The sequence below is a fragment of the Kluyvera huaxiensis genome, from assembly GCF_040149365.1.
Lineage (GTDB): Bacteria > Pseudomonadota > Gammaproteobacteria > Enterobacterales > Enterobacteriaceae > Kluyvera > Kluyvera intermedia_A.
Window position 1 is genome coordinate 21064 of record NZ_JBEFLV010000021.1, and the last position, 26468, is coordinate 47531.

Below are 26468 nucleotides of genomic sequence, written 5' to 3' on the forward strand. Positions count from 1 at the left end.
TCATCAGGCTTCCTCTTCTGATGAGCTGCTATCGTGGGTATACTTTCGCTATTAATATTCGCAGCGAGTATAAATTGTGAGTTTACTGACCGTCGGTACTGACTTGATCAGTATTTTTTTGTTCACCACCGTATTCCTTTTTTTCGCCCGTAAGGCAGCTAAAAGGATCGGTTTGGTGGATAGACCTAATTACCGTAAACGTCACCAGGGGCTTATTCCGCTAGTGGGTGGCATCTCGGTCTATGCCGGGATCTGCTTCACTTTTGCGATCGCAGATTACTACATTCCTCACGCTTCCCTTTACCTTGCCTGTGCAGGTGCCCTGGTGCTCGTTGGGGCTCTTGATGACCGCTATGACGTTAGCGTGAAAATCCGTGCAACCATTCAGGCGCTGATTGGTATCGTGATGATGACGGCAGGTAATTTATATCTGCGTAGCTTGGGTTATATCTTCGGCTCGTGGGAACTGGTGCTTGGGCCGTTTGGCTTCTTCCTCACTCTGTTCGCTGTCTGGGCGATGATTAACGCCTTCAATATGGTCGATGGCATTGATGGCCTGCTCGGCGGTCTGTCGAGTGTGAGCTTTGGCGCAATTGGCCTGATCCTGTGGTTTGATGGGCAGGTCAGTCTTGCTATATGGTGCTTCGCGATGATTGCCGCCATTCTGCCGTATATTATGTTGAATCTTGGCGTGCTGGGCCGTCGCTATAAAGTCTTCATGGGCGATGCGGGCAGCACGCTGATTGGCTTTACGGTTATCTGGATCCTGCTGGAAACCACCCAGGGGACACATCATCCTATCAGCCCGGTCACGGCGCTGTGGATTGTCGCCATTCCATTGATGGATATGGTGGCTATCATGTATCGCCGTCTGCGTAAGGGCATGAGCCCGTTCTCAGCAGACCGTCAACACATTCATCATCTGATCATGCGCGCAGGCTTTACTTCTCGCCAGGCGCTGGTCCTGATTACCCTTGCCGCAGCGTTGCTGGCCGGAATCGGAGTCCTGGCCGAGTACACTCGCGTTGTGCCTGAGTGGGTCATGCTGCTACTGTTCTTCGTGGCCTTTGGCCTCTACGGCTACTGCATCAAGCGGGCCTGGAAAGTGGCGCGTTTCATTAAGCGTATGAAGCGTAGAATGCGTCGAAACAGTGAAAACCATCCAAAATTAACCAAGTAAAACTGGGGTAGTAATGACACAACCATTACCGGAAGCACAGTTGGCGAGTGCTGAGAATGAACTGGATATTCGTGGCCTGTTTCGCGCGTTGTGGTCGGGGAAACACTGGATTATCGGCTTTGCGGTGCTGTTTGCCGCCGTGGTGCTGATTTATACTTTTTTTGCCCGGCAAGAGTGGAGCACGACGGCTATCACTGACCGGCCTACCGTGAATATGCTCGGTGGTTACTATTCGCAGCAGCAGTTCCTGCGCAACCTCGATGTGAAGGTCAATCCCACCACTGCCATACCACCCTCGGTGATGGACGAGGTGTACAAAGAGTTCGTTATGCAGCTCGCCTCCTGGGATACCCGTCGTGATTTCTGGTCGCAGACGGACTACTACAAACAGCGAATGGTGGGTAATTCCCGCGCCGATGCAGCGCAGCTGGATGACCTGATTAACGATATTCAATTTATTCCTGGCGATGCGCAAAAGAGCGTGAGCGACAGCGTGAAGCTAAACGCGGAAACCGCGCAGGACGCCAATAACCTGTTGCGCCAGTACGTGGCGTTTGCCAGCCAGCGCGCTGCCGGGCATCTGAATGATGAGCTGAAAGGTGCGTGGGCCGCACGCACGATTCAGATTAAAGCGCAGGTGAAGCGTCAGGAAGAAGTCGCTCAGGCGATATTCAACCGCCGTATGCACAGCATTGAAGCGGCGCTGAAGATTGCACAGCAGCACAACATTAATCGTAGCGTCACGGATATTCCGGCCGATGAGTTACCTGACTCTGAACTCTCATTGTTGGGTCGTCCTATGCTGCAGGCCCGTCTGGAAAACCTGCAGGCCGTGGGACCGGCGTTCGACCTTGATTACGATCAGGGGCGAGCGATGCTGACGACTCTTAATGTTGGCCCGACGCTGGCAGCAAGTTTTCAGACATATCGGTATTTGCGGACACCAGAGGAACCGGTAAAACGCACGAGTCCACGCCGCGTATTCCTGATGGTTATGTGGGGAATTGTCGGCGCATTGGTGGGTGCTGGGGTGGCACTGGCGCGTCGTCGCACGCAGTAGTAAATACCCATCATTTGATGAAGGGCGATGGGCCTGTTTCATCTAAAGAAGAGAATCGATGTGAAAGTACTGACTGTATTTGGCACACGACCAGAGGCCATCAAAATGGCTCCTCTGGTTCATGCGCTAGCAAAGGATCCTCATTTTGAGGCGAAAGTATGCGTCACCGCGCAGCATAGGGAAATGCTTGATCAGGTGCTAAACCTCTTCTCCATCGTTCCGGATTATGATCTCAATATCATGAGTCCAGGACAGGGTCTCACAGAAATAACCTGCCGGATTTTGCAGGGGTTAAAACCCGTTCTGGAATCTTTCAAACCGGACGTTGTGTTGGTGCATGGCGACACGACGACCACGACCGCAGCAAGTCTGGCGGCATTTTATCAGCGTATTCCTGTTGGGCATGTTGAAGCGGGTCTGCGTACCGGCGATCTCTACTCGCCGTGGCCGGAAGAAGCTAACCGCACGCTGACCGGCCATTTGGCTATGTACCATTTCGCGCCGACGGAAAACTCGCGGCAGAATCTGCTGCGGGAAAATTTGTCGGATAAGCGTATTTTCGTCACCGGTAACACGGTGATTGACGCCCTGTTCTGGGTACGTGACCGGGTGATGAACGACGAAGCGCTACGCGCTGATTTGTCCGCGCGCTATCCGTTCCTGAGCAACGGTAAAAAGATGATCCTGGTGACGGGGCACCGTCGTGAGAGTTTCGGCCAGGGCTTCGAAAAAATTTGTCACGCGTTGGCGGAAATCGCCGCGACCAACCCGGATGTGCAGATTGTCTATCCGGTGCACCTGAATCCAAACGTTAGCGAGCCTGTTAACCGTATTCTGGGTCATATCGATAACGTGATACTTATCGACCCTCAGGACTACCTGCCATTCGTCTGGTTGATGAACCATGCCTGGCTTATCCTGACCGACTCTGGCGGTATTCAGGAAGAGGCCCCTTCGCTGGGTAAACCGGTGCTGGTGATGCGCGAAACCACGGAGCGCCCGGAAGCTATCGATGCGGGTACGGTTCGCCTGGTCGGGACGGACAGCCAACGCATTGTGGATGAAGTTACGCGTCTGCTGCGCGATGAAGATGAATATCAAAGGATGAGCCGGGCGCATAACCCTTATGGGGATGGCCGGGCATGCGAACGTATTTTATTAGCATTAAAAAATAATCAGGTAACGTTATGAGTTTCTCAACCCTCTCGGTGATCGGTCTAGGCTATATCGGCCTTCCTACTGCAGCTGCTTTTGCCTCACGGCAAAAGAAGGTGGTGGGTGTCGATATTAATCAACACGCGGTGGATACCATTAACCGCGGTGAAATTCATATTGTTGAGCCCGATCTCGACAGGGTTGTGAAAACGGCGGTTGCCGCCGGATACCTGCGTGCAACCACCACGCCAGAAGCGGCCGACGCTTACCTGATTGCCGTGCCAACGCCATTTAAAGGCGACCATGAGCCCGATATGGTTTACGTGGAAGCGGCAGCGCGTTCCATCGCGCCGGTGCTAAAAAAAGGGACTCTGGTGATCCTCGAGTCTACGTCTCCCGTTGGCGCAACCGAGCAGATGGCCGGCTGGCTTGCACAGATGCGCCCGGACCTGACTTTCCCACAGCAGGTGGGTGAGCAGGCAGACATCAACATCGCCTACTGCCCGGAGCGCGTGCTGCCGGGGCAGGTGATGGTTGAATTGATTAAGAACGACCGGGTGATTGGTGGTATGACGCCGGTGTGCTCCGCGCGCGCCAGCGAACTGTACAAAATCTTCCTGGAAGGTGAATGCGTGGTGACTAACGCGCGTACCGCCGAAATGTGTAAGCTGACCGAAAACAGTTTCCGTGACGTGAACATCGCCTTTGCCAATGAGCTATCGCTCATCTGTGCCGATCAGGGGATTAATGTCTGGGAACTGATTCGTCTGGCGAACCGTCACCCGCGGGTTAATATCCTCCAGCCAGGCCCGGGCGTTGGTGGCCACTGTATCGCCGTCGACCCATGGTTTATCGTGGCGCAAAACCCGGAGCAGGCGCGTCTTATTCGCACCGCGCGGGAAGTGAACGACCATAAACCATTCTGGGTTATCGACAAAGTGAAGGCCCACGTTGCCGACTGTCTGGCGGCCAGCAACAAGCGCGCCAGCGAACTGAAAATTGCCTGCTTTGGCCTGGCGTTTAAACCGAATATTGACGACCTGCGTGAAAGCCCGGCCATGGAAATCGCTGAACTGATTGCCCAGTGGCACAGTGGTGAAACGCTGGTGGTGGAACCGAATATTCATCAGTTGCCGAAAAAGCTCGACGGGCTGTGCTCGCTGGTTTCGGTAGAAACCGCGCTGGCTAGCGCCGATGTGATTGTCATGCTGGTAGATCATACCCAGTTCAAAGCTATTCGCGGCGAGACTGTCGCTCAACAATATGTGGTAGATACTAAAGGAGTCTGGCGTTGAAACGTATTCTGGTAACCGGCGGCGCGGGCTTTATCGGTTCGGCGGTAGTGCGCCATATTATCAACCACACGCCGGACAGCGTAGTGGTGGTCGACAAACTCACCTATGCTGGCAACCTGACTTCGCTGGCACCAGTGGCGCATGATGAGCGCTTTGCCTTTGAACAGGTCGATATCTGCGATCGCAGCGAGTTAAATCGCGTCTTTGCGCAGTATCGTCCGGATGTAGTGATGCACCTGGCGGCAGAAAGCCACGTCGACCGTTCGATCGACGGCCCGGCGGCATTTATTGAAACCAATATTGTTGGCACCTACACGCTGCTGGAGGCCGCTCGCGCCTACTGGTCTGCGCTTGAAGAGGGGGCTAAAGCGGCGTTTCGCTTCCATCATATTTCCACTGATGAAGTGTATGGCGATCTGCATTCAGTGGATGATTTCTTTACCGAAACTACACCGTATGCCCCAAGTAGCCCTTACTCCGCATCGAAAGCCAGCAGCGATCATCTGGTTCGCGCCTGGCTGCGTACCTACGGGCTGCCGACGCTGATTACCAACTGTTCGAATAACTACGGCCCCTATCACTTTCCGGAAAAACTGATCCCGCTGACCATTCTCAATGCGCTGGCGGGTAAACCGCTGCCGGTGTACGGCAACGGGCAGCAGATCCGCGACTGGCTGTACGTCGACGATCATGCGAGGGCGCTCTACCTGGTGGCAACACAAGGGGCAATTGGCGAGACCTACAATATCGGTGGCCACAACGAGCGTAAAAATCTCGACGTCGTCGAAACAATTTGTTCTCTGCTGGAAGAACTGGTGCCGCAGAAGCCGCAGGGCATTGCGCGCTATCATGATTTGATCACTTTTGTCGCCGACCGTCCCGGTCACGATCTGCGTTACGCCATCGATGCGGCAAAAATTGCCCGCGAGCTGGGCTGGACGCCGGAAGAGACCTTTGAAAGCGGAATGCGCAAAACGGTGCAGTGGTACCTTGCCAATGAAAGCTGGTGGCAGCAGGTACAGGATGGCAGCTATCAGGGCGAACGCCTAGGCCTGAAGGGCTAACTCCCGGAGGAGGAAAAACGATGAAAGGTATTATTCTGGCTGGCGGATCGGGCTCACGCCTGCATCCGATCACCCGCGGTGTGTCGAAACAGCTGCTGCCGATTTATGACAAACCGATGATTTACTACCCGCTGTCGGTACTGATGCTGGCGGGTATTCGTGACATTTTGATTATCACTACCCCGGAAGATAAAAGCAGCTTCCAGCGTCTGCTGGGCGACGGCAGTGAGTTTGGTATCTCGTTGCAGTATGCCGAACAGCCAAGCCCTGATGGCCTGGCACAGGCGTTTATCATCGGTGAAACGTTCCTTAACGGCGAACCGTCCTGTCTGGTACTGGGCGATAACATCTTCTTCGGCCAGTCTTTTAGCGCAAAACTGCGTCATGTTGCATCACGCACTGACGGGGCCACGGTGTTCGGCTACCAGGTGATGGACCCGGAACGCTTCGGCGTGGTGGAATTTGACGATAACTTCCACGCGCTGTCGCTGGAAGAGAAGCCAAAACAACCTAAGTCTAACTGGGCGGTGACCGGGCTGTATTTCTACGACGGCGATGTTGTGGAGTACGCTAAGCGCGTGAAACCGTCGGAGCGCGGTGAGCTGGAGATTACTGCCCTCAACCAGATGTATCTCGACGATGGCAAGCTGACCGTTGAATTGCTCGGGCGCGGTTTTGCCTGGCTGGATACCGGTACGCACGACAGCCTGATTGAGGCGAGTATGTTTGTGCAGACGGTGGAAAAACGACAGGGCTTTAAAATTGCCTGCCTGGAAGAAATTGCCTGGCGCAACGGTTGGCTCGACGACGATGGCGTGAAATGCGCCGCGGCGCGGCTGTCGAAAACGGGCTATGGCCAATACCTGCTGGAGCTTCTTCGTGCCAGTCCACGCCAATATTGAGCCCCTGACGTGGGAAAATCAGTTTTTCAACGTCAATAGCGCGATTGCCCGCCTTACCGATGACGCCCCGCAGCTGACCACCGAACGGTTGGCAGGCTGGTCGCGGGTGCAGGTTAAAATTGCGGCCCATCAGATGGCTGAACTTGATGCCCTTCAGCAGTTGGGTTTTCAGCTGGTTGAAGGTGAAGTAGATTTAGCGTTGCCGGTGACACCAGTCGCCAGTTCACAGGCGCTGGTGGCGCAAGAGTCGGATATCCCGGCGCTGCGCTATCTGGCGGCCCAGGCATTTGCCTTAAGCCGCTTTCGTGCGCCGTGGTATGCCCCTGATGCCAGCGGCCGTTTCTATGCGCAGTGGATTGAGAATGCAGTCAAAGGCACTTTCGATAACCAGTGCCTGATTTTTCGCGATGATAGCCAGGCTATTCGCGCCTTTGTTTCCCTACGAGAATTGAACGCCCACGAAGCGCGTATTGGCATGCTGGCCGGGCGCGGCGCGGGTGCAGAACTGATGCAGGCGGCGGTGCGCTGGGCGCATACCCGCGGCCTTTCGACGCTACGGGTGGCGACGCAAGCCGGCAATACCGCAGCACTTCAACGCTATATTCACAGCGGGGCTAACGTTGTCAGCACCGCTTACTGGCTATACAGGTGACATCATGATCCCATTTAACGCCCCACCGGTCGTGGGTACTGAACTCGATTACATGCAATCCGCGATGGGCAGCGGCAAACTGTGCGGCGATGGTGGTTTTACCCGTCGCTGCCAACAATGGATGGAACAACGTTTCGGCAGCGCCAAAGTCCTGCTGACGCCGTCCTGCACTGCATCTTTGGAGATGGCTGCTATTCTGTTGGATATCCAGCCGGGTGACGAAGTGATTATGCCGAGCTATACCTTCGTCTCGACCGCCAACGCCTTTGTGCTGCGCGGAGCGAAGATTGTGTTTGTCGATGTCCACAAAGAGACGATGAATATCGATGAGACGCAGATTGAAGCGGCCATCACCGATAAAACCCGCGCGATTGTGCCGGTTCATTACGCGGGCGTAGCCTGTGAGATGGATACCATCATGGCGCTGGCGAAGAAATATAACCTGTTCGTGGTGGAAGACGCCGCGCAGGGCGTGATGTCGACCTATAAAGGCCGCGCGCTGGGCTCGATTGGCCATATCGGCTGCTTTAGCTTCCACGAAACCAAAAACTACACCGCTGGCGGTGAAGGCGGCGCGACGCTAATTAACGACCGTGCGCTGGTTGAGCGGGCGGAAATAATCCGCGAGAAAGGCACCAACCGCAGTCAGTTCTTCCGTGGACTGGTGGATAAATACACCTGGCGTGATATTGGCTCCAGCTACCTGATGTCCGATCTGCAGGCGGCTTATCTGTGGGCGCAGCTGGAAGCGGCCGAACGTATCAATAAGCAGCGCTTGTCGCTGTGGCAGAGCTACTACGATGCCTTCTTGCCGCTGGCCAATGCTGGCCGCATCGACCTGCCGGTGATCCCGGAAGGCTGCGGGCACAACGCGCACATGTTTTACATTAAGCTGCGCGATGTTGAAGACCGTAGCGCGCTGATTAGCTGGCTGAAAGAAGCCGAAATTCTGGCGGTGTTCCACTATATCCCGCTGCACTCTTGCCCGGCGGGCGAGAAGTTTGGCGAGTTCCGCGGCGAAGATCGTCACACCACGAAAGAAAGTGAGCGTTTACTTCGATTGCCGCTATTCTACAATCTGTCGCCGGTTGATCAACGTACGGTTATCAATACGCTGCTGAGCTACTTCGCCTGATATGTCACTGGCTAAAGCTTCAGTGTGGACCGCCGCGTCTACGCTGGTAAAAATTGGCGTTGGGCTGCTGGTGGTTAAGCTGCTGGCGGTCTCGTTTGGCCCTTCGGGCGTTGGTCAGGCGGGTAACTTCCGCCAGCTGGTGACGGTACTTGGCGTGCTGGCTGGGGCCGGTATCTTTAACGGCGTGACCAAACTGGTTGCTCAGCATCACGACGACCCGACGCACTTGCGTCAGGTGGTGGGAACGTCCTCGGCGATGGTGCTGGGATTCTCAACGCTGCTGGCGGTGATTTTTCTGCTGGCGGCAGCCCCGATAAGTCAGGGGCTGTTTGGTCATACTGATTACCAAGGGCTGGTGCGCCTGGTCGCGCTGGTTCAGATGGGGATCGCATGGGCGAACCTGCTGCTGGCGCTGATGAAAGGTTTCCGCGATGCGGCTGGGAATGCGCTGTCGCTGATTGCGGGTAGCCTGATCGGCGTGGTGGCCTATTACGCCTGCTATCGGCTGGGCGGCTACGAAGGTGCGCTGCTCGGACTGGCGCTGGTTCCGGCGCTGATTGTTATTCCCGCTGCGGTGATGCTTTCCCGGCGTGGGATTATCCCATGGGAATACCTGAAACCGCGCTGGGATGCGACGCTGGCGAGCCAGCTTGGCAAGTTCACTCTGATGGCGCTTATCACCTCTGTCACCATGCCGGTGGCTTACGTGATGATGCGAAATCTGATGGCAGCACACTACAGTTGGGAGGAGGTGGGGATTTGGCAGGGCGTGAGCAGTATTTCCGACGCTTACCTACAATTTATCACCGCCTCGTTTAGCGTCTATTTGCTGCCAACGCTGTCGCGGCTGACCGCGAAGCAGGATGTTTCCCGTGAGATTGGTCGTTCGCTGAAGTTTGTATTGCCGGCAGTGGCGGCTGCCAGTCTGACGGTCTGGCTGCTGCGCGACTTTGCTATCTGGCTGCTGTTTTCGGCGAAATTTACCGCCATGCGTGACCTGTTTGCGTGGCAGTTGCTGGGTGATGTACTGAAAGTAGGCGCTTACGTTTTTGGTTATTTAGTGATTGCCAGGGCGTCGCTGCGTTTTTATATTCTGGCCGAATTGAGCCAGTTTACGTTGCTGACGGCATTTTCTCACTGGCTGATCCCGGCGCACGGCGCACTGGGCGCAGCGCAGGCCTACATGGCAACTTATATTGTTTATTTCACGCTGTGCTGCGGCGTATTTTTCATTTGGCGTAAACGGCAATGACCGAACTGATACACATCCTGGGATCGGATATCCCTCATCATAACCAGACTGTGCTGCGGTTTTTTGCCGATGAGCTTGCCGTAGAGCATGCGCACGCCCGTCAGTTTATGGTGGTGAGCAAAGAAGACGGCCTGGCGGCAGCGTTTCCCGCGTTGGCGATTGACCGCTATACCGATAAATCAGCGCTGGCGAAAGCCGTCATCGCGAAAGCCAAAGCAAATCGCCAGCAGCGGTTCTTCTTCCACGGTCAGTTTAATACCGGGATTTGGCTGGCTCTGCTCAGCGGTGGCCTGAAGCCGTCGCAGGTGAACTGGCATATCTGGGGCGCGGATTTGTATGAAGTTTCCCGCGGCCTGAAGTTTCGCCTGTTCTACCCGTTGCGCCGGATGGCGCAGGGACGGGTTGGTCGGGTGTTCGCCACCCGTGGCGATCTTAGTTATTTTGCGGCTTTGCATCGTCAGGTCCCGGGCGAACTGCTCTATTTCCCGACGCGAATGGATCCGACGCTGAACGGGTTAGCCGATACCACGCCGCGCGATGGCAAACTGACCATTCTGGTGGGCAACTCTGGCGACCGCAGTAACCAACACGTTGCCGCGCTGAAGGCGGTACATCAGCAGTTCGGCGACACGGTTAATGTGATTGTCCCGATGGGCTACCCTGCGAACAATGACGGCTATATTGCTGAAGTAAGCGGTGCTGCTCAAGCACTGTTTAGCGATGACAATGTGCAGATTCTGCGCGAAAAACTCGAGTTTGATGACTATCTTGCGCTATTACGCCGTTGTGATTTGGGCTACTTTATTTTTGCCCGCCAGCAGGGGATTGGCACGCTTTGTTTGTTGATTCAGGCGGGGATCCCCTGTGTTCTGAATCGGCAGAACCCGTTCTGGCAGGACATGGCCGAGCAGCACATTCCGGTCCTGTTCACCGATGATGAGCTGACCGTGTCGGTAGTGCGTGAAGCGCAGCGACAGCTGGCGCTGGTCGATAAAAGTGACATCGCCTTTTTTAAACCTAACTATCTGGTGCCGTGGTATCGGGCGCTGACACTGGCGGCAGGAGAGGCGGTATGAGCGAAATGCAATTTACCGGGCTGTTTGCCGTCTGGCTGCTGTCGACGCTGTTTATCGGTACCTTGACGTGGTTTGAATTCCGCCGCGTGCGCTTTAACTTCAACGTCTTCTTCTCGCTGCTGTTTTTGCTGACCTTTTTCTTCGGTTTCCCGCTGACCTGTACGCTGGTGTTCCGTTTTGGGGTCGGCGTGTCGCCGCCGGATGTGCTGCTGCAAACGCTGCTGATTTCGGTCTGCTTCTACGCAGTGTACTACGTCACCTACAAAACCCGGTTACGCTCGGCAACCGCCAGCGCACCGCGCCGCCCGTTGTTCACCATGAACCGGGTAGAGACGCACATCACCTGGATCCTGTTGATGAGCCTGGCGCTGTTTACGGTTGGCACGTTCTTCCTGCATAACGGGTTCCTGCTGTTTAAGCTGCATTCGTATAGCCAGATTTTCTCCAGTGAAGTCTCTGGGGTCGCACTGAAGCGTTTCTTTTACTTCTTCATTCCGGCGATGCTAGTGGTCTATTTCTTAAAACCTGGCTGGAAGGCGTGGATTGGTTTCCTGATTGCCACCGTAGCTTTTGGTCTGCTGACCTACGCTATCGTTGGTGGTACGCGTGCAAATATCATTATTGCCTTCGCTATCTTCCTGTTTATTGGAATTATTCGCGGCTGGATTTCGCTGTGGATGCTGGTGGCCGCGGGCGTGATGGGAATTGTCGGCATGTTCTGGCTAGCGCTTAAGCGTTATGGCATGGATGTGAGCGGTGATGAAGCGTTTTACACCTTCCTCTATCTGACGCGCGATACTTTCTCGCCGTGGGAAAACCTGGCTCTGCTGCTGCAACACTACGACAAGATAGAGTTCCAGGGGTTGGCGCCGATGGTGCGCGACTTCTACGTCTTTATCCCCAGCTGGCTGTGGCCATCCCGGCCTGGCATTGTGCTGAATACGGCCAACTACTTTACCTGGGAAGTTTTGAATAACCACTCCGGGCTGGCTATCTCCCCAACGCTGATCGGTTCGCTGGTGGTCATGGGCGGTATGTGGTTTGTGCCGTTGGGTGCGGTGGCGGTAGGGTTGATTATCAAATGGTTCGACTGGCTGTATATGCTGGGCAACCAGGAGCCTAATCGCTATAAATCAGCGATTCTGCATAGTTTCTGTTTTGGTGCGATCTTCAATATGATCGTGCTGGCTCGCGAAGGGCTGGATTCCTTTGGCTCCCGCGTGGTCTTCTTTATGGTTATTTTTGGGGTCTGCTTGCTGGTGGCAAAACTGTTGTACTGGTTGTTTGAAAGCGCGGGGCTGATACATCAGCGGCTAAAACGCCCTTCGCACGCTGGAGAGGGACAAAATGGCTGATTCACTGACCGCGCCAACCTACACGTTGCGCGGCCTGAAGCTGATTGGCTGGCGCAATATGCAGCACGCGCTGGACTATCTGTACGCGGACGGCAATTTGAAGCAGGGGACGCTGGTGGCGATTAACGCCGAGAAGATGCTGACGCTGGAAGATAATGCCGAGGTAAGAACGCTGATTAACGCGGCGGAGTATAAATACGCCGACGGCATCAGCGTGGTGCGATCCGTTCGCAAGAAATACCCGGATGCCAACGTTTCACGCGTGGCGGGGGCTGACCTGTGGGAAGCGCTGATGGCGCGGGCGGGAGCGGAAGGCACGCCGGTATTCCTGATTGGCGGCAAGCCAGAAGTATTGGCCGAGACGGCCGCGAAACTGCGTCAGCAGTGGAATGTGAATCTGGTCGGCACGCAGGACGGCTATTTTACGCCGGATGAGCGGCCAGCGCTGTTCGAACGCATTCGCGATAGCGGGGCGAAAATTGTTACCGTTGCGATGGGGTCGCCGAAGCAGGAGATCCTGATGCGCGACTGCCGACAGGTGCATCCTGATGCGCTGTATATGGGCGTAGGTGGCACCTATGATGTCTTCACGGGTCACGTTAAGCGTGCGCCGAAAGTGTGGCAGAACATGGGGCTGGAGTGGTTGTACCGTCTGCTGTCTCAGCCAAGCCGCATTAAACGTCAGCTGCGCCTGCTGCGCTATTTACGCTGGCACTACACCAATAATCTCTGAATATCCTGCGTATTAGCCTGAACGTATCGCGCATTTCCTGCGTGATACGTTCACATCTTCGACACTTTATTCCTCATTTCTATTTGCCATTTTTTCGAAATTGTTAAACCATTCGCATGCCCTGATGACGTATCCGTATTTTTACGCATACGTCCACATCCGACAGACATCTACTTTTTACTATAAAAAAAACCGGCAATGACCGGGCATACGCAAACACAAGAGGATTTATGGCAGAGAAAAAACCGGAGCTCCAGCGCGGTCTGGAAGCCCGACACATCGAATTAATTGCCCTTGGAGGCACCATCGGCGTCGGCCTGTTTATGGGCTCGGCAAGTACCCTGAAGTGGGCCGGCCCCTCGGTTCTGCTGGCCTATATTCTGGCGGGGATTTTTGTCTTCTTCATTATGCGCTCGATGGGTGAAATGTTATTCATCGAACCGGTGACCGGTTCGTTTGCTGTCTATGCGCACCGCTATATGAGCCCGTTCTTCGGTTATCTCACGGCCTGGTCGTACTGGTTTATGTGGATGGCGGTAGGCATCTCTGAAATCACTGCCATCGGGGTTTACGTCCAGTTCTGGTTCCCGGATATGGCGCAGTGGATACCTGCGTTGATTGCCGTGGGGCTGGTCGCGCTAGCAAACCTGGCCGCGGTACGCCTGTACGGTGAGATCGAATTCTGGTTCGCCATGATTAAAGTCACCACCATCATCGTGATGATTGTCATTGGTCTTGGGGTCATCTTCTTCGGCTTTGGCAACGGCGGCACCTCGATTGGTTTTAGCAATCTGACTGAGCATGGCGGTTTCTTTGCCGGCGGCTGGAAGGGCTTCCTGACGGCGCTGTGTATTGTGGTAGCGTCCTACCAGGGCGTAGAGCTTATCGGTATGACCGCAGGTGAAGCGAAAAATCCACAGGTTACTCTGCGTAGTGCAGTTGGCAAAGTGCTGTGGCGCATCCTGATTTTCTATGTGGGCGCGATTTTCGTGATTGTCACTATCTTCCCGTGGAATGAAATTGGCACTAACGGCAGCCCGTTTGTACTGACCTTCGCCAAAATTGGGATTACCGCTGCGGCAGGGATTATTAACTTCGTGGTGCTGACGGCGGCGCTGTCCGGCTGTAACAGCGGCATGTATAGCTGCGGGCGTATGCTCTACGCGTTGGCGAAAAACCGTCAGCTCCCGGCGGCGATGGCGAAAGTGACGAAAAGTGGCGTACCGGCGGCAGGTGTAAGCGTATCGATTGTTATCCTGCTGATTGGCTCATGTCTGAACTACATCATTCCAAACCCACAGCGTGTGTTTGTTTATGTCTATAGCGCCAGCGTATTGCCGGGGATGGTGCCGTGGTTTGTTATCCTGATTAGCCAACTGCGTTTTCGTCGTACCCACAAAGAAGCGATTGCCAGCCACCCGTTCCGCTCCATTTTGTTCCCATGGTCTAACTATGTCACCATGGCGTTCCTGGTTTGTGTGCTAGTGGGGATGGGATTCAATGAAGATACCCGTATGTCGCTGTTTGTAGGTGCGCTCTTTTTAGCCATTGTGACGTTGGTTTATAAGGTATTTGGCATGAGCCAGAAACCGGAAGTGCAGAAAGTGCAGAAATAAGCGACAAAACGCGCAAAGCATGAGCAAACGATAATTTTCTTTAAAAAGGCACTAGACAGCGGGGTAGGAAGTCCGTAATATCCGACCCCGCAACGGCGCTAAGCGCCCGTAGCTCAGCTGGATAGAGCGCTGCCCTCCGGAGGCAGAGGTCTCAGGTTCGAATCCTGTCGGGCGCACCATTTACCCGGTGCTGGAGCTGCGGTGGTTTTGATAACCGCGTAGGAAAGATTTGCAGTGGTGGCTATAGCTCAGTTGGTAGAGCCCTGGATTGTGATTCCAGTTGTCGTGGGTTCGAATCCCATTAGCCACCCCATTATTTGATTAGAGTTGTGAACATGCGATGGTGGCGGAATTGGTAGACGCGCTAGCTTCAGGTGTTAGTGTTCTTACGGACGTGAGGGTTCAAGTCCCTCCCTTCGCACCACGACTTTAACGAATTGAACGAAGAGTTCAAAAGCAGTAAGCAAAATTTCGGCGAGTAGCGCAGCTTGGTAGCGCAACTGGTTTGGGACCAGTGGGTCGGAGGTTCGAATCCTCTCTCGCCGACCAATTTTGAATCCTGCTAAGGCAGGGTTTTTTGTTTACGGGGATTCCGTTTACAAAAAAACGAATTGAACTAAAAATTCAAAAAGCAGTATGCAGTATTTCGGCGAGTAGCGCAGCTTGGTAGCGCAACTGGTTTGGGACCAGTGGGTCGGAGGTTCGAATCCTCTCTCGCCGACCAATTTTGAACCCCGCTTCGGCGGGGTTTTTTGTTTTCTGCTATTCCGTACACCTCCCGCAGCAACAAACGCCCCTTTCGTTTTTCATCATGGCAGTACTATCTTCTTCCCAATGGATATCGCTTTACTCAGGAAGGAGTGAACATGCTGCAACAGGTTCCGACGCGTGCGTTTCACGCGATGGCAAAGCCGAGTGGTTCGGAGTGCAATCTGAACTGCGCCTACTGTTTTTATCTCGAAAAGCACGCCTTATACTCCTCTCACCCATCGCTACGTATGGATGATGCGACGCTGGAGGCTTATGTCCGTGGTTATATTGCCGCTAGCGAACCGCAAAATGAGGTCGCCTTTACCTGGCAGGGAGGAGAACCGACGCTGCTGGGATTGGATTTCTATCGGCGTGCCGTGGCTCTGCAACAGAAATACGGTGCGGGGCGACAGATCAGCAATAGCTTTCAGACCAACGGCGTACTGCTGGATGATGAGTGGTGCCAGTTCCTGGCGCAGCATCAGTTTCTGGTGGGGTTGTCGCTTGATGGTCCGGCAGAGATCCACAACCAGTATCGTGTGACGAAAGGCGGCCGCCCAACGCATAAGCTGGTGATGCGTGCGCTGGGACTGTTACAAAAACACCGGGTTAACTACAACGTGTTGGCCTGCGTTAACCATACCAGCGTCCGTGAACCATTGCAGGTCTATGATTTCCTGTGTGAGGCGGGCGTTGAATATATTCAGTTTATCCCTGTCGTCGAACGGTTGGCTGATGAGACCGCTGCACAGGCGGGACTCACGCTTCATACGCCTGGAGAAATGAAAGGTTCACTGACGGCGTGGTCGGTTCCCCCGCAAGCGTACGGTGATTTTCTGATAGCGGTGTTTGACCGCTGGATCCAGCGCGACGTAGGGCGCGTGTTTGTGATGAATATTGAGTGGGCCTTCGCTAGCTTTGTCGGCGCGTCGGGGACGGTCTGTCATCATCAACCTACCTGTGGGCGTTCGCTGGTTGTGGAGCATAACGGTGATGTTTATGCCTGCGATCACTTCGTCTATCCCGAATACCGACTTGGCAACCTGCATCATGATACGTTCGCGAGCATGGTCGACTCTCCAGCGCAGGAGCAGTTTGGCAAAGATAAATATGCTCGTTTGCCTACTCAGTGTCGCGAATGCAAGGTTCTGAAGGCCTGTTGGGGCGGTTGCCCGAAACACCGCTTTTCACTGACGGCAACAGGTGAGCCTGGATTGAATTACCTGTGCGCTGGTTATCAGCGCTATTTTCGCCATTTGCCACCGTATCTGAAAGCAATGGCGGAGCTGCTGGCAAATGGTCGACCCGCCAGCGATATCATGCGCGCGAATCTGATTAAAGTGGGTCAATAAAAGAGGCCCACCTCCGGTAAGGAAGTGGGCCTACGATTTACGACTTAATTTGCGTTTTCGGTGGGTATTTCTGCAGGATTTTCTTATATTCTTCGATTTCAACGGTTAGCGGCACGCCCATCGGGGTGTGACGGATACCAACAGAATCGGTTTCCTGTGGATCAGCATACAGGTTAAAGAGCATTGCCCCCGCCGCTGGCATTACCGTTCCGGTGAAGCCGCCCTGATACCCGCTCTGGGTAAAGGCAAATGGCTGTTGAAGTAATGTATAGAATTTGAACTCATCAATACGTACGGCTGAAAGCTGTCCGTTCAGGAAGTAGTGCTCCGCTTTACGGTTCGATTGACCATCGGTTCCGATGAAGAATGAGGACTGATCAACGCCATCGATAAAGGTGGTACTTGGCACCAGCTTGGAAACTTCGGCACCTGGCTTACCGGCCAGCGCCAGCGCTGTTGGGAACAGATCCGCCAGATCGACGATACCTTCTGATTTACGCGGTTGGACCATGCCTTTCCAGTAAACAAATGTCGGGACGCGTACGCCACCTTCCCAGGTAGATCCTTTCGCGCCGCGGAACGGTGTTCGGCCATGCGGTGGAAGCTCAGCTTCTGGGCCGTTATCGGAAGTAAAGACAATAAGCGTATTATCAAGCTGGCCATTTTTCTCCAGCGTTTTATAGAGATTGGCGAAGATATCGTTCATCTCCACAATACAGTCGCTGTAGGTTGTACGCGCCGGTGAGCTGCCCGCATATTTCGCATTAGGATAGTTATCGAAATGGCAGCCGCGAGTCCCGTAGTAGAGGAAGAATGGCTTATCGCTTTTGGTCATTTTATTGAGGAAGTCGACGCCGTACTGCATCCAGCGCTGATCGAGGTCCTCCATATATTTTGGCGTTATATCGGCAATGGCTTCTTCCTTACCACCGCGTACCGCGTGCACGTCATCTTTGCTGAACGGCATATTTTTCATGAACTCGGTGCGAGATGGGCTGAGGGCCACTTCCGGGTTCATATGGACATCACGCCATTCGGTATACATATCGGAGACCGAGTTGAAGCCACGGAAGTCATCAAAACCCACGTTCTGCGGCTGTGAACCTTCGTTATCCCCCATATGCCATTTACCGATGGCCTGAGTCACATAACCCTGATCGTGCAGCAGTTCTGGCAACGTCGTTAACCCTTCCAGGCCACCGGGCTGACCATACATTGGTGGGATCAGAATGCCATGGTGGACGGAGTACTGTCCGGTCATGATCGTTGCACGGGTAGGGGAGGAACTTGGCTGGGAATAGGCGGAGGTAAGGATCAGACCTTGATTAGCGACGGCGTCAATATCCGGAGTTGGGTTGCCTACCGCGATGCCACCACCGTTGAAACCGACGTCCATCCAGCCCACGTCATCCAGCAGGAAGATGACAACGTTCGGTTTTTTGCCGGTCTTTTTCAGGATCTCGGCCAGTTTAGCTTGGGTCTCTTTATTCTGCTCAGGATGCATCATCACTGGCATCATATTGTCGGCGATAGAGGTTGCCGTTTTGCCTAAATATTGGTTAGGGTGATCGTACCCTGGTGCACCTTGCTTCGCCGCCGCTGCTGCGGGGGTATCTGTGGCATGGGTAAGCACGGGCAGTGCGGCAATCACCGTAATGGCGAGTAGCTTTTTAGGGAATGATAAATCCATTATAGAGTCTCCATAATCAATATATATATTTCAATAAATATTAGTGTTTTTATTTCTGAGGCTGCTCAATGATGAATGTGTTTTGTAACACTATAATATTTATGAATATATATGAAATGAGCAGCGCCACGAACTCGTCGTGGTTGGGATCTTATACTCTCTATTTCTCTACTGTAAATATAAGGAGTGGGGATATGCGGATAGGGACATAATATAAATTGTTACTTGTTTTTAAATATAAAAATAATACATGTGCGGCTCGTTACTATCTATTTTGATTATTTTATTCACTTTCTTTATTTGGTGAGGGTGAAGTCGCTATGGGAATAATGATTATCCAGGATAAACGAAATATTTTTCTGTAACAGGAGGTTTTATCCCCTGGGATCCTGTGACATAATGCGCCGCGTAGATGCTCATTCCATCTCTTATGCTCGCCTTACGGCTTCATAAACCCAGGAATGACGCAGAGCCGTTTACGGTGCTTATCGTCCACTGACAGATGTCGCTTTAGCCTCATCAGACACCATGGACATAACGTTGAGTGAAGCACCCATTATGTTGTCGAATTAAACCTGTTTAACGCCTGCTCCTGATACGAGCAGGCGTTTTTTTATGGGCGAAAGCCGGGTACTGCGACGATGAGCTTGCCGCCAGCCCAATAAAAAGGGGACCTTTCGGTCCCCTCAGGAAATATTCCAGACTTTACGCTGGCGGGTTGTTCTGTAACGTTAGCATCAACCCATCCCGGCGCATTGTCGCGGCTTCTTCCGGTTGCTTCAGGCGGTCGAGCACATCGGCCAGCCAGGCATAGTCGAACGCGTCCGGACGCTGTTTGAGCGCCGCGCGGAAGGCCAGGCTTGCTTCCTGCCATTCACCGTGTTTCATCAGTGACTGACCCAGCGTGCTCCATAGCAGCGGACGATCGCCCACCGTTTTAATCTGCTGACGCAGCAGTTTTTCCATCTGTTCCGGATTGTTGGTATTCAGGCGCGGTATCAGCATGACAAGACGATCGTCATACTGGCGCTTCAGGCCGTCGATGATGATCTGCTGGGCGGTGTCATGATCGTCACATTCAATCAAGTGATCGGCCATGGCGACCTGCAAAGCGACCTGATGGCGAGTTTTACGGCTCTGGTTTTTCCACCAGTCGCGCAGCCCTTCGCTACCCTGATCGGCACGAGCTTGATCCATTAGACCAATCCACGCTTGTTGCTCCAGTGCGGCGCGGTGAGCATCGTCGCCGACGTGGGCTTTCGCCATCGATGGGATGATGTCCAGCAGTGAACTCCATGCTCCGGTCTGAATGTAGGCCTGCTCGGCCAGACGTAGCACTTCCGGATGACGCGGGGTGATTTCCAGCAGCTTATCGATACCGTGGCGCGCCGCGTGGGTTTCGTTGCGAGCAAGCTGCAGGCGAACGCGGGTAATTTCGACGGGGATCATATCGTTACCGGCATTTTCCGCCGCGCGCTGCAGATGCTGATTGGCACGTGCTTCATCGCCGCGCTGCTGCGCGGCTTCCGCTGCCAGCAGGTAGTTCACCACCGGCTGCTCTGCGTGATCGGCATTTTTCGACATCAGCTTTTCAACCTGCTGATAATCGCCTTCCGCCAGCTTCAACAGCGCCTGTTCCGTTTGCTTACGCGCACGGCGACGTTTACGTCCGACAAACCAGCCGCGAGTATGGGCACCGGTACGGAAAATACGGCGTAGAATCCACTCCAGGGCGAACAGCACCACCATCACCAGAATCATGATGATGACCAGCCCGGTTACGCTGGTCTCGATGTTGTAATTATCTGTCTGAATCAGGACATAGCCCTGATGGCCTGCGATCATCGGACCAACAACAATGCCCGCAATCAGCAGTGCGAAGAGTAAGAGAACTTTCAGCATCGATTATTCTCCTTGCGGCGCGGCGGCGGCTGGCTGCTCTGGTGCAGGCTCCGTCACGGCAGGTTGCGCGTCAGCGGGCTGTGCAATGGCAGGCTGTGCAATGGCAGGCTGTGCCATCAGGTTACGCACGCGAGTTTGCATCAGCTTTTCCAGAATCGGCTGGCTTTGCAGGGTTTCTGGTACGTCCATGCTGATGCTTTGCTGGCTGAGTTTTTCGATATCGTCGAGGAACGCCTTGGTGGTGGAGTCTTCCGTGTCGTAGTAGGCACGAACCCAGGTGGACACGTTATCCAGCGCCTGTTTGTAGGTCTCATCCTGATGACGAGGTACCGCTTGTACGGCGGCTAACAGTTGCGAGCGAATATTTTCCCGCAGGTAGATATCCTGGTTTGGTGCCAACAGCGGCACGGCGGTTTCATCGCGGCGGCGGATAGTGATAAAGCTGTCCATAAAGCTCTGCCAGCTTTTCTGCAGATTGACGCGCCATTCGCTGAGCGACGCCGACAGCTCGCCGTCGTCGTTGTCCATCGGTGAGTCATCGTTGTTATTGTCAGCCAGACGCAGGTTATCGACCTGGTTGGCCAGCTGATTCACCTTGAGAATGATGCCGTCGTAGTCCACCTGTGAGATTGCCGCGAGGCTGGCAATATCTTCCGTCAGCGCCCGGCGAGCGGTGATTAAGCTCGGATCGTTCATGTCGGCAAGGCTGGCGTCAGCGCTTTTTAACAGCGCCGCGGCGGTGGTCACGTCCTGATCGCTCCACAGTTTGCGACCAGCCAGCTTAACGAGAAAATCAGATTGTGAAAGAAGCCAGGTTTTGGCATCGGTGCCGGAGATTGCGGCCACTTTTTGCTGCACTTCATCCAGCTGTTTGGCCATTTCACCTTGTTGGGCCTTCGCCTCATCCAACTGGGTTGCCTGCTGTTTGATGGTCGTTTCCAGCGCCTCTTTTTGCGCATCCTGCGCTTTTTGCAGCGCAATGAGCTGATTGGCGAGGGTATCGCTGGTGGTGGTTTGGTTGACGGCCTGCTGTTTGCCCCAGCCGTATAGGCCAACGCCTGCTGCCAGCGCTATGGCAATGGCGACCGCGCTCAGAACGAGGCTGGTTTTTCCGCTGTTATTTTTTTTCTCAGCGGTTGCGGGCTGATTAGATTCGGGCTGCGGCGTGATGTTCACGGCTTCCCCGGACTCTTCAACCACGGCGGAGTTTTCTTTTTGTTCCGTCATTATGGCTTCCAATTTTGAGAGTTATTGTAGTGCGCGCAGCAGCGCATCGTTGTCTGCGCTATCGGCAACCTGAATATCCTGCCAGCCCATCTCCTGGGCCAGTTTTGCAATACGTTCACTCACGACCAGTAACCGGCATTTGAGCAACCAGCTCTCCCGGTACCAGAGGGGAATAAGCGTCCAAAGTTGTTGCAGCATTTCACCGCTAGTGACGACAAGCGTGGTGACTTCACGGGCCTGCCAACGCATGGCTTCTTCGGCGCCATCATAGTGAACAGGACAGCGCTGATAGCATTCACAAAGCGTTACCTCTGCACCGCGCGCGGTGAGTGTCTCGGTCAACAGTTCCCGGCCACCATTGCCGCGAAGGATGAGCGCTTTCTTACCGGCAATAGTTTGCAATTCAGGTAATTGTAGCAACACTTCGCTGATTTCCCGATCTAATGGATAGCGAACGTCAAGACCACTGACCTGATGCAGCGCTAATGCCGTGGTACGGCCAATGGCAAAATAGCGGGGCGCGGTAGGCCAGAGAAGGTGTTGCTGCTGGAGCTGGGCGTGGGCGAAGCTAACGGCGTGCTGCGACAGTGCGAAGACCAAATCACCATCGCCCAATGTCTTTAGCCTTTGGCTGAGCGTATTTAGCTCGCGGCCGGGGGTAAATTCAATGAGTGGGAAACTCCAGGCAACCTGCCCCAGCGAGCGCAAACGGCTGACTAACTCTTCGCCTTGCAAAGAGGGGCGAGTTACCAGAATGGTCATATGGCCGCATCCCCGTCGTAAACGGCAGCCAGAATTTCACGGGCACCGTTATCGAGCAGTTCATCAGCCAGTTCAATGCCCATTTTCTCGGCGTCTTCCGGTTTACCACGGCGTTCACCACGGACCGTCTCACGGCCATCAGGCGAGCCAACCAGCGCGCGTAGCCACAGCTCGCCATCGACCAATTCGGCATAGCTGCCGATAGGGACCTGGCAACCGCCTTCCAGACGCATGTTCATGGCGCGTTCGGCGCATACACGAATCGCTGTTTCATCGTGGTTCAACGGCGCGAGCAGTGCGCGCGTTTGTGCATCATCCAGACGGCATTCAATACCGACTGCACCCTGGCCAACGGCCGGGAGCGACTCTTCTGGCGGCATCGGTTGGCGGACGCGGGCATCCAGCTCAAGGCGTTTAAGCCCCGCAACGGCCAGGATGATGGCATCGTAATCGCCGTTATCGAGTTTGCTGAGTCGAGTGCCGACGTTGCCGCGCAACGAGCGGATCACCAGGTCCGGACGGCGCTGGGCAATCTGGCACTGGCGACGCAGGCTGGAGGTGCCGACGATGCTGCCTGCCGGGAGATCATCCATACAGGCGTAATGATTTGAAACGAAGGCGTCACGCGGATCTTCGCGTTCGCAGATGGTGACGAGACCCAGCCCCTGCGGGAACTCGACCGGGACATCCTTCATGGAATGCACGGCGATATCGGCACGGTCTTCAAGCAATGCCAGCTCAAGTTCTTTAACAAACAGCCCTTTGCCGCCCACCTTAGCCAGCGGAGTATCAAGGATAATATCGCCGCGGGTGACCATCGGGACAAGCGTCACCGTCAGCCCTGGATGGCAGGCCATCAGGCGTTCTTTTACATAGTGCGCTTGCCAGAGAGCGAGCGGACTTTGGCGTGTGGCAATTCTCAAAACTTTGTCTAACATGCTTGTTACCGTCATTATCGTCCGTTGTTCATCGTAACATTGTTACCTTAATGATGTTAGTTTTCAGGGTTTCATACCCTAATCAAATCGCAATGCAGGAAATGTGCCCGTTGCGTAAATGATGGCAGGTATAAACGGGGTTGTGTTTACCGTTTATTACTGGCACTGTCTTGATCGTATGCCGGGGTTTACAGCAGCATTCAATGCTACACTTGTTGTAGTGCAACATTCTTTACGGTCAACCGGCAAGGTGTTAGATTGATCACGTTTTAAACCGATTTTTGTCCGAATTTTGATAATCACAACGGCGGACGAGAAACGGTAACGGTTCTTCTTGTTGAAATATTAAAAACCTCCGTATCTGCACTTTTACGATACGCCGCGGTTTTGAACATCAGGCGATATGTCTTGTACCTCTATATTGAGACGCTAAAACAGAGACTGGATGCCATCAACCAACTGCGTGTAGATCGCGCGCTTGCTGCCATGGGCCCTGCTTTCCAGCAGGTATACAGTCTACTGCCGACATTATTACATTATCATCATCCGCTGATGCCGGGTTACCTTGACGGTAACGTTCCCAAGGGCATCTGCCTCTACACGCCTGATGAAACCCAACGTCATTATCTCGACGAACTCGAGCTGCATCGCGGTATGCCGCCGCAGACTTCTGCGAAGGGCGAGCTGCCGATCACCGGCATCTACTCGATGGGCAGTACCTCGTCCGTCGGCCAGAGCTGCTCTTCTGATTTGGATATCTGGGTCTGTCACCAATCGTGGCTCGATAATGACGAACGCCAATTATTACAGCGCAAATGTAGCCTGTTGGAAAGCTGGGCGGCATCGCTGGGCGTTGAAGTCAGTTTTTTCCTAATCGATGAGAACCGCTTCCGTCACAATGAAAGCGGTAGCCTCGGCGGTGAAGACTGTGGCTCAACGCAACATATTTTACTGCTCGACGAATTTTACCGTACGGCGGTGCGCCTGGCGGGCAAACGTATTCTGTGGAATATGGTGCCGTGCGAGGAAGAAGAGCACTACGACGATTACGTCATGACGCTGTACGCTCAGGGTGTACTGACGCCAAATGAATGGCTCGACCTCGGCGGATTGAGCTCGCTCTCTGCCGAAGAGTACTTTGGCGCCAGCCTGTGGCAGCTCTACAAAAGTATCGACTCCCCATATAAAGCGGTGTTGAAAACTCTGCTGCTGGAAGCCTACTCCTGGGAATATCCCAACACGCATCTGTTGGCAAAAGACATTAAACAGCGCCTGCATGACGGCGAGATCGTCTCCTTCGGTCTCGATGCCTACTGCATGATGCTAGAACGCGTTACCGAGTATCTGAAGGCGATTGAAGACGAAACACGTCTCGACCTCGTTCGCCGCTGCTTCTACCTCAAAGTATGCGAAAAGCTCAGCCGTGAACGCGCCTGCGTTGGTTGGCGTCGTGAAGTGGTGGGGCAACTGGTGAAAGAGTGGGGCTGGAGCGAAGAGCGTCTGGCTATGCTCGATAACCGCGCTAACTGGAAAATCGATCAGGTGCGCGAGGCGCATAACGAACTGCTCGACGCGATGATGCAGAGCTATCGTAACCTGATTCGTTTCGCGCGCCGTAACAACCTCAGCGTTTCGGCCAGCCCGCAGGATATCGGCGTGCTGACGCGTAAACTGTACGCGGCGTTTGAAGCGCTGCCGGGTAAAGTGACGCTGGTTAACCCGCAAATCTCCCCGGACTTGTCCGAACCCAATCTGACCTTTATCTATGTTCCGCCGGGACGTGCCAACCGTACGGGTTGGTATCTCTACAACCGCGCGCCGAACATGGAATCCATCATCAGCCATCAGCCGCTGGAATATAACCGCTATCTCAATAAGCTGGTGGCCTGGGCGTGGTTTAACGGCTTGCTGACTTCGCGCACGCGTCTGTTTATTAAAGGCAATGAGATCGTCGACCTGGCGAAACTTCAGGAGATGGTGGCCGATGTGTCGCACCACTTCCCGCTGCGCCTGCCGGCGCCGACGCCAAAAGCCTTGTACAGCCCGTGCGAAATTCGCCATCTGGCGATCATCGTCAACCTGGAATACGACCCAACCGCGGCCTTCCGCAATCAGGTGGTGCATTTTGACTTCCGTAAGCTCGATACCTTCAGCTTCGGCGAAGATCAGAAATGCCTGGTTGGCAGCGTTGACCTGCTGTACCGCAACTCGTGGAACGAGGTGCGTACGCTGCACTTCAACGGCGAGCAGGCGATGATTGAAGCGCTGAAAACTATTCTCGGCAAAATGCACCAGGACGCCGCGCCGCCGGACAGCGTCGAAGTTTTCTGCTACAGCCAGCATTTGCGCGGTTTAATCCGTACTCGCGTGCAGCAGCTGGTTTCTGAGTGTATTGAACTGCGTCTCTCCAGCACCCGTCAGGAAACTGGCCGCTTTAAAGCGCTGCGCGTCTCCGGGCAAACATGGGGACTGTTCTTTGAACGTCTGAATGTGTCGGTGCAGAAGCTGGAAAACGCCATCGAGTTTTACGGCGCTATCTCGCACAACAAGCTGCACGGCCTGTCTGTGCAGGTTGAGACCAATCACGTCGAATTGCCACAGGTGGTTGACGGCTTCGCCAGCGAAGGGATCATCCAGTTCTTCTTTGAAGAGTCAGGTGAAGAACAGGGCTTTAATATCTATATTCTGGATGAGAGCAACCGCGCAGAGGTGTATCACCACTGTGAGGGCAGTAAAGAAGAGCTGGTGCGCGATGTTAGCCGGTTCTACTCGTCATCACACGATCGCTTCACCTACGGCTCCAGCTTTATCAACTTCAACCTGCCGCAGTTCTACCAGATTGTGAAGGTTGATGGCCGTGCGCAGGTGATTCCTTTCCGCAGCCAGGCGCTGACGCCGCCACCGTCTCATCACGACAACGATAATACGCCGCTGTTGCAGCAGTATTTTTCGTAAAACAGCATCGTTCTAAATGCCGGATACGGCGGTTTACACCGTTATCCGGCAAGAAATCTTAACGGAATTTCACCGTTTCGCCCGACTGATGCGTAGCCGCCTGTTCCAGTAAATCCCAGAAATTTTCGCCGCTGCGGTCACAGACCCACTCGTCACCTTTCAGGTCAAAGTGGTAGCCGCCCTGCTTGGTGGCCAGCCACACCTGGTGCAATGGCTCCTGGCGGTTAATAATAATTTTGCTACCGTTTTCAAAGCTGATAGTCAGTACGCCACCGTTGATTTCGCAGTCGATATCGCTGTCGCCGTCCCAATCGTCCAGACGTTCTTCAATGGTTAGCCACAGGGTATCGGCCAGGCGATGAAATTCACTGTCGTTCATTGTCGTTTCCCGTTTTTTAGTGATTCGGCAGTATAGCG

General features: G+C 54.2%; 21 protein-coding genes and 5 tRNA genes. 20 read left to right on the forward strand and 6 right to left on the reverse strand.

Annotation, left to right across the window (positions count from 1 at the left end; translation table 11 throughout):
* Positions 1–76: 76 nt before the first annotated feature.
* The 19 genes from wecA to ABOC97_RS19105 all read left to right on the forward strand — a co-directional run bounded on the left by wecA (position 77) and on the right by ABOC97_RS19105 (position 16577).
* Positions 77–1180 (forward strand): UDP-N-acetylglucosamine--undecaprenyl-phosphate N-acetylglucosaminephosphotransferase, encoded by a 1104-nt coding sequence (wecA, locus tag ABOC97_RS19015; protein ID WP_349600786.1) that lies wholly within the window; start codon positions 77–79, stop codon positions 1178–1180.
* Between the two features lie 13 nt (positions 1181–1193).
* Positions 1194–2240, forward strand: coding sequence for an ECA polysaccharide chain length modulation protein (wzzE, locus tag ABOC97_RS19020; RefSeq protein WP_349600789.1), 1047 nt, complete (start codon positions 1194–1196; stop codon positions 2238–2240).
* A 60-nt stretch (positions 2241–2300) separates the two neighbouring features.
* Complete coding sequence (gene wecB / locus ABOC97_RS19025) at positions 2301–3431, forward strand: non-hydrolyzing UDP-N-acetylglucosamine 2-epimerase (RefSeq protein WP_349600792.1); 1131 nt, start codon at positions 2301–2303, stop codon at positions 3429–3431.
* The gene (gene wecC / locus ABOC97_RS19030) at positions 3428–4690 is read left to right on the forward strand and encodes a UDP-N-acetyl-D-mannosamine dehydrogenase (protein WP_318243371.1); all 1263 of its coding nucleotides are present in this window, start codon (positions 3428–3430) and stop codon (positions 4688–4690) included. The genes wecB and wecC overlap by 4 nt, the downstream gene beginning before the upstream one ends.
* Positions 4687–5754: a dTDP-glucose 4,6-dehydratase gene (gene rffG, locus ABOC97_RS19035; RefSeq protein WP_349600796.1), complete on the forward strand. Its 1068-nt coding sequence runs from the start codon at positions 4687–4689 to the stop codon at positions 5752–5754. Before wecC ends, rffG begins: the two co-directional genes overlap by 4 nt.
* A 20-nt stretch (positions 5755–5774) precedes the next feature.
* On the forward strand, positions 5775–6656 hold the full coding sequence (rfbA, locus tag ABOC97_RS19040; RefSeq protein WP_318243369.1) for a glucose-1-phosphate thymidylyltransferase RfbA: 882 nt from the start codon (positions 5775–5777) through the stop codon (positions 6654–6656).
* Positions 6634–7308: a dTDP-4-amino-4,6-dideoxy-D-galactose acyltransferase gene (gene rffC / locus ABOC97_RS19045; RefSeq protein ID WP_349600911.1), complete on the forward strand. Its 675-nt coding sequence runs from the start codon at positions 6634–6636 to the stop codon at positions 7306–7308. Before rfbA ends, rffC begins: the two co-directional genes overlap by 23 nt.
* Positions 7309–7312: 4 nt before the next feature.
* Positions 7313–8443: a dTDP-4-amino-4,6-dideoxygalactose transaminase gene (gene rffA, locus ABOC97_RS19050; RefSeq protein ID WP_349600800.1), complete on the forward strand. Its 1131-nt coding sequence runs from the start codon at positions 7313–7315 to the stop codon at positions 8441–8443.
* A 1-nt stretch (position 8444) separates the two neighbouring features.
* Positions 8445–9695: a lipid III flippase WzxE gene (gene wzxE / locus ABOC97_RS19055; RefSeq protein WP_349600803.1), complete on the forward strand. Its 1251-nt coding sequence runs from the start codon at positions 8445–8447 to the stop codon at positions 9693–9695.
* The gene (locus ABOC97_RS19060) at positions 9692–10771 is read left to right on the forward strand and encodes a TDP-N-acetylfucosamine:lipid II N-acetylfucosaminyltransferase (RefSeq protein WP_349600806.1); all 1080 of its coding nucleotides are present in this window, start codon (positions 9692–9694) and stop codon (positions 10769–10771) included. The genes wzxE and ABOC97_RS19060 overlap by 4 nt, the downstream gene beginning before the upstream one ends.
* Positions 10768–12126: an ECA oligosaccharide polymerase gene (wzyE, locus tag ABOC97_RS19065; protein WP_349600809.1), complete on the forward strand. Its 1359-nt coding sequence runs from the start codon at positions 10768–10770 to the stop codon at positions 12124–12126. The genes ABOC97_RS19060 and wzyE overlap by 4 nt, the downstream gene beginning before the upstream one ends.
* Complete coding sequence (gene wecG / locus ABOC97_RS19070) at positions 12119–12859, forward strand: lipopolysaccharide N-acetylmannosaminouronosyltransferase (protein ID WP_349600811.1); 741 nt, start codon at positions 12119–12121, stop codon at positions 12857–12859. The genes wzyE and wecG overlap by 8 nt, the downstream gene beginning before the upstream one ends.
* A gap of 230 nt (positions 12860–13089) precedes the next feature.
* Positions 13090–14475: a bifunctional threonine/serine APC transporter ThrP gene (gene thrP / locus ABOC97_RS19075; protein WP_234507273.1), complete on the forward strand. Its 1386-nt coding sequence runs from the start codon at positions 13090–13092 to the stop codon at positions 14473–14475.
* A 102-nt stretch (positions 14476–14577) separates the two neighbouring features.
* Positions 14578–14654: transfer RNA gene (locus ABOC97_RS19080), tRNA-Arg, on the forward strand.
* Between the two features lie 58 nt (positions 14655–14712).
* Positions 14713–14788: transfer RNA gene (locus tag ABOC97_RS19085), tRNA-His, on the forward strand.
* 24 nt (positions 14789–14812) lie between these two features.
* Positions 14813–14899: transfer RNA gene (locus tag ABOC97_RS19090), tRNA-Leu, on the forward strand.
* Between the two features lie 48 nt (positions 14900–14947).
* Positions 14948–15024: transfer RNA gene (locus tag ABOC97_RS19095), tRNA-Pro, on the forward strand.
* Positions 15025–15122: 98 nt separating this feature from the next.
* Positions 15123–15199 (forward strand) — tRNA-Pro (locus ABOC97_RS19100).
* Between the two features lie 142 nt (positions 15200–15341).
* Positions 15342–16577 (forward strand): anaerobic sulfatase maturase, encoded by a 1236-nt coding sequence (locus ABOC97_RS19105; RefSeq protein WP_349600813.1) that lies wholly within the window; start codon positions 15342–15344, stop codon positions 16575–16577.
* Between the two features lie 37 nt (positions 16578–16614).
* On the opposite strand, the gene ABOC97_RS19110 is transcribed toward ABOC97_RS19105, so the two are convergent.
* From ABOC97_RS19110 to hemC, 5 genes are all read right to left on the reverse strand, one after another.
* The gene (locus ABOC97_RS19110; RefSeq protein WP_349600815.1) at positions 16615–18267 is read right to left on the reverse strand and encodes a sulfatase-like hydrolase/transferase; all 1653 of its coding nucleotides are present in this window, start codon (positions 18265–18267) and stop codon (positions 16615–16617) included.
* A 705-nt stretch (positions 18268–18972) separates the two neighbouring features.
* Positions 18973–20169, reverse strand: a complete 1197-nt coding sequence (gene hemY, locus ABOC97_RS19115; protein WP_349600818.1) for a protoheme IX biogenesis protein HemY — start codon at positions 20167–20169, stop codon at positions 18973–18975.
* Positions 20170–20172: 3 nt separating this feature from the next.
* On the reverse strand, positions 20173–21396 hold the full coding sequence (hemX, locus tag ABOC97_RS19120; RefSeq protein ID WP_349600821.1) for a uroporphyrinogen-III C-methyltransferase: 1224 nt from the start codon (positions 21394–21396) through the stop codon (positions 20173–20175).
* Positions 21397–21417: 21 nt separating this feature from the next.
* Positions 21418–22158, reverse strand: a complete 741-nt coding sequence (hemD, locus tag ABOC97_RS19125; protein ID WP_349600824.1) for a uroporphyrinogen-III synthase — start codon at positions 22156–22158, stop codon at positions 21418–21420.
* Positions 22155–23096 carry a hydroxymethylbilane synthase gene (hemC, locus tag ABOC97_RS19130; protein WP_349600827.1) on the reverse strand — a complete coding sequence of 314 codons (942 nt, stop codon included), beginning with the start codon at positions 23094–23096 and terminating at the stop codon, positions 22155–22157. Before hemC ends, hemD begins: the two co-directional genes overlap by 4 nt.
* Before the next feature lie 408 nt (positions 23097–23504).
* On the opposite strand from hemC, the gene cyaA reads away from it, so the two are divergent.
* Positions 23505–26051, forward strand: coding sequence for a class I adenylate cyclase (cyaA, locus tag ABOC97_RS19135; protein ID WP_112202279.1), 2547 nt, complete (start codon positions 23505–23507; stop codon positions 26049–26051).
* Between the two features lie 58 nt (positions 26052–26109).
* Here cyaA and cyaY read toward each other — a convergent pair whose 3' ends face one another.
* Positions 26110–26430 carry an iron donor protein CyaY gene (gene cyaY / locus ABOC97_RS19140; protein WP_349600831.1) on the reverse strand — a complete coding sequence of 107 codons (321 nt, stop codon included), beginning with the start codon at positions 26428–26430 and terminating at the stop codon, positions 26110–26112.
* Positions 26431–26468 lie beyond the last annotated feature (38 nt).

Coding starts and splice junctions, on each gene's coding strand:
- wzzE (WP_349600789.1), top strand. CDS start 1,194: ATGACACAACCATTACCGGAAGCACAGTTGGCGAGTGCTGAGAATGAA.
- wecC (WP_318243371.1), top strand. CDS start 3,428: ATGAGTTTCTCAACCCTCTCGGTGATCGGTCTAGGCTATATCGGCCTT.
- rfbA (WP_318243369.1), top strand. CDS start 5,775: ATGAAAGGTATTATTCTGGCTGGCGGATCGGGCTCACGCCTGCATCCG.
- rffA (WP_349600800.1), top strand. CDS start 7,313: ATGATCCCATTTAACGCCCCACCGGTCGTGGGTACTGAACTCGATTAC.
- wzxE (WP_349600803.1), top strand. CDS start 8,445: ATGTCACTGGCTAAAGCTTCAGTGTGGACCGCCGCGTCTACGCTGGTA.
- ABOC97_RS19060 (WP_349600806.1), top strand. CDS start 9,692: ATGACCGAACTGATACACATCCTGGGATCGGATATCCCTCATCATAAC.
- wzyE (WP_349600809.1), top strand. CDS start 10,768: ATGAGCGAAATGCAATTTACCGGGCTGTTTGCCGTCTGGCTGCTGTCG.
- wecG (WP_349600811.1), top strand. CDS start 12,119: ATGGCTGATTCACTGACCGCGCCAACCTACACGTTGCGCGGCCTGAAG.
- thrP (WP_234507273.1), top strand. CDS start 13,090: ATGGCAGAGAAAAAACCGGAGCTCCAGCGCGGTCTGGAAGCCCGACAC.
- ABOC97_RS19105 (WP_349600813.1), top strand. CDS start 15,342: ATGCTGCAACAGGTTCCGACGCGTGCGTTTCACGCGATGGCAAAGCCG.
- ABOC97_RS19110 (WP_349600815.1), bottom strand. CDS start 18,267: ATGGATTTATCATTCCCTAAAAAGCTACTCGCCATTACGGTGATTGCC.
- hemY (WP_349600818.1), bottom strand. CDS start 20,169: ATGCTGAAAGTTCTCTTACTCTTCGCACTGCTGATTGCGGGCATTGTT.
- hemX (WP_349600821.1), bottom strand. CDS start 21,396: ATGACGGAACAAAAAGAAAACTCCGCCGTGGTTGAAGAGTCCGGGGAA.
- hemD (WP_349600824.1), bottom strand. CDS start 22,158: ATGACCATTCTGGTAACTCGCCCCTCTTTGCAAGGCGAAGAGTTAGTC.
- hemC (WP_349600827.1), bottom strand. CDS start 23,096: ATGTTAGACAAAGTTTTGAGAATTGCCACACGCCAAAGTCCGCTCGCT.
- cyaY (WP_349600831.1), bottom strand. CDS start 26,430: ATGAACGACAGTGAATTTCATCGCCTGGCCGATACCCTGTGGCTAACC.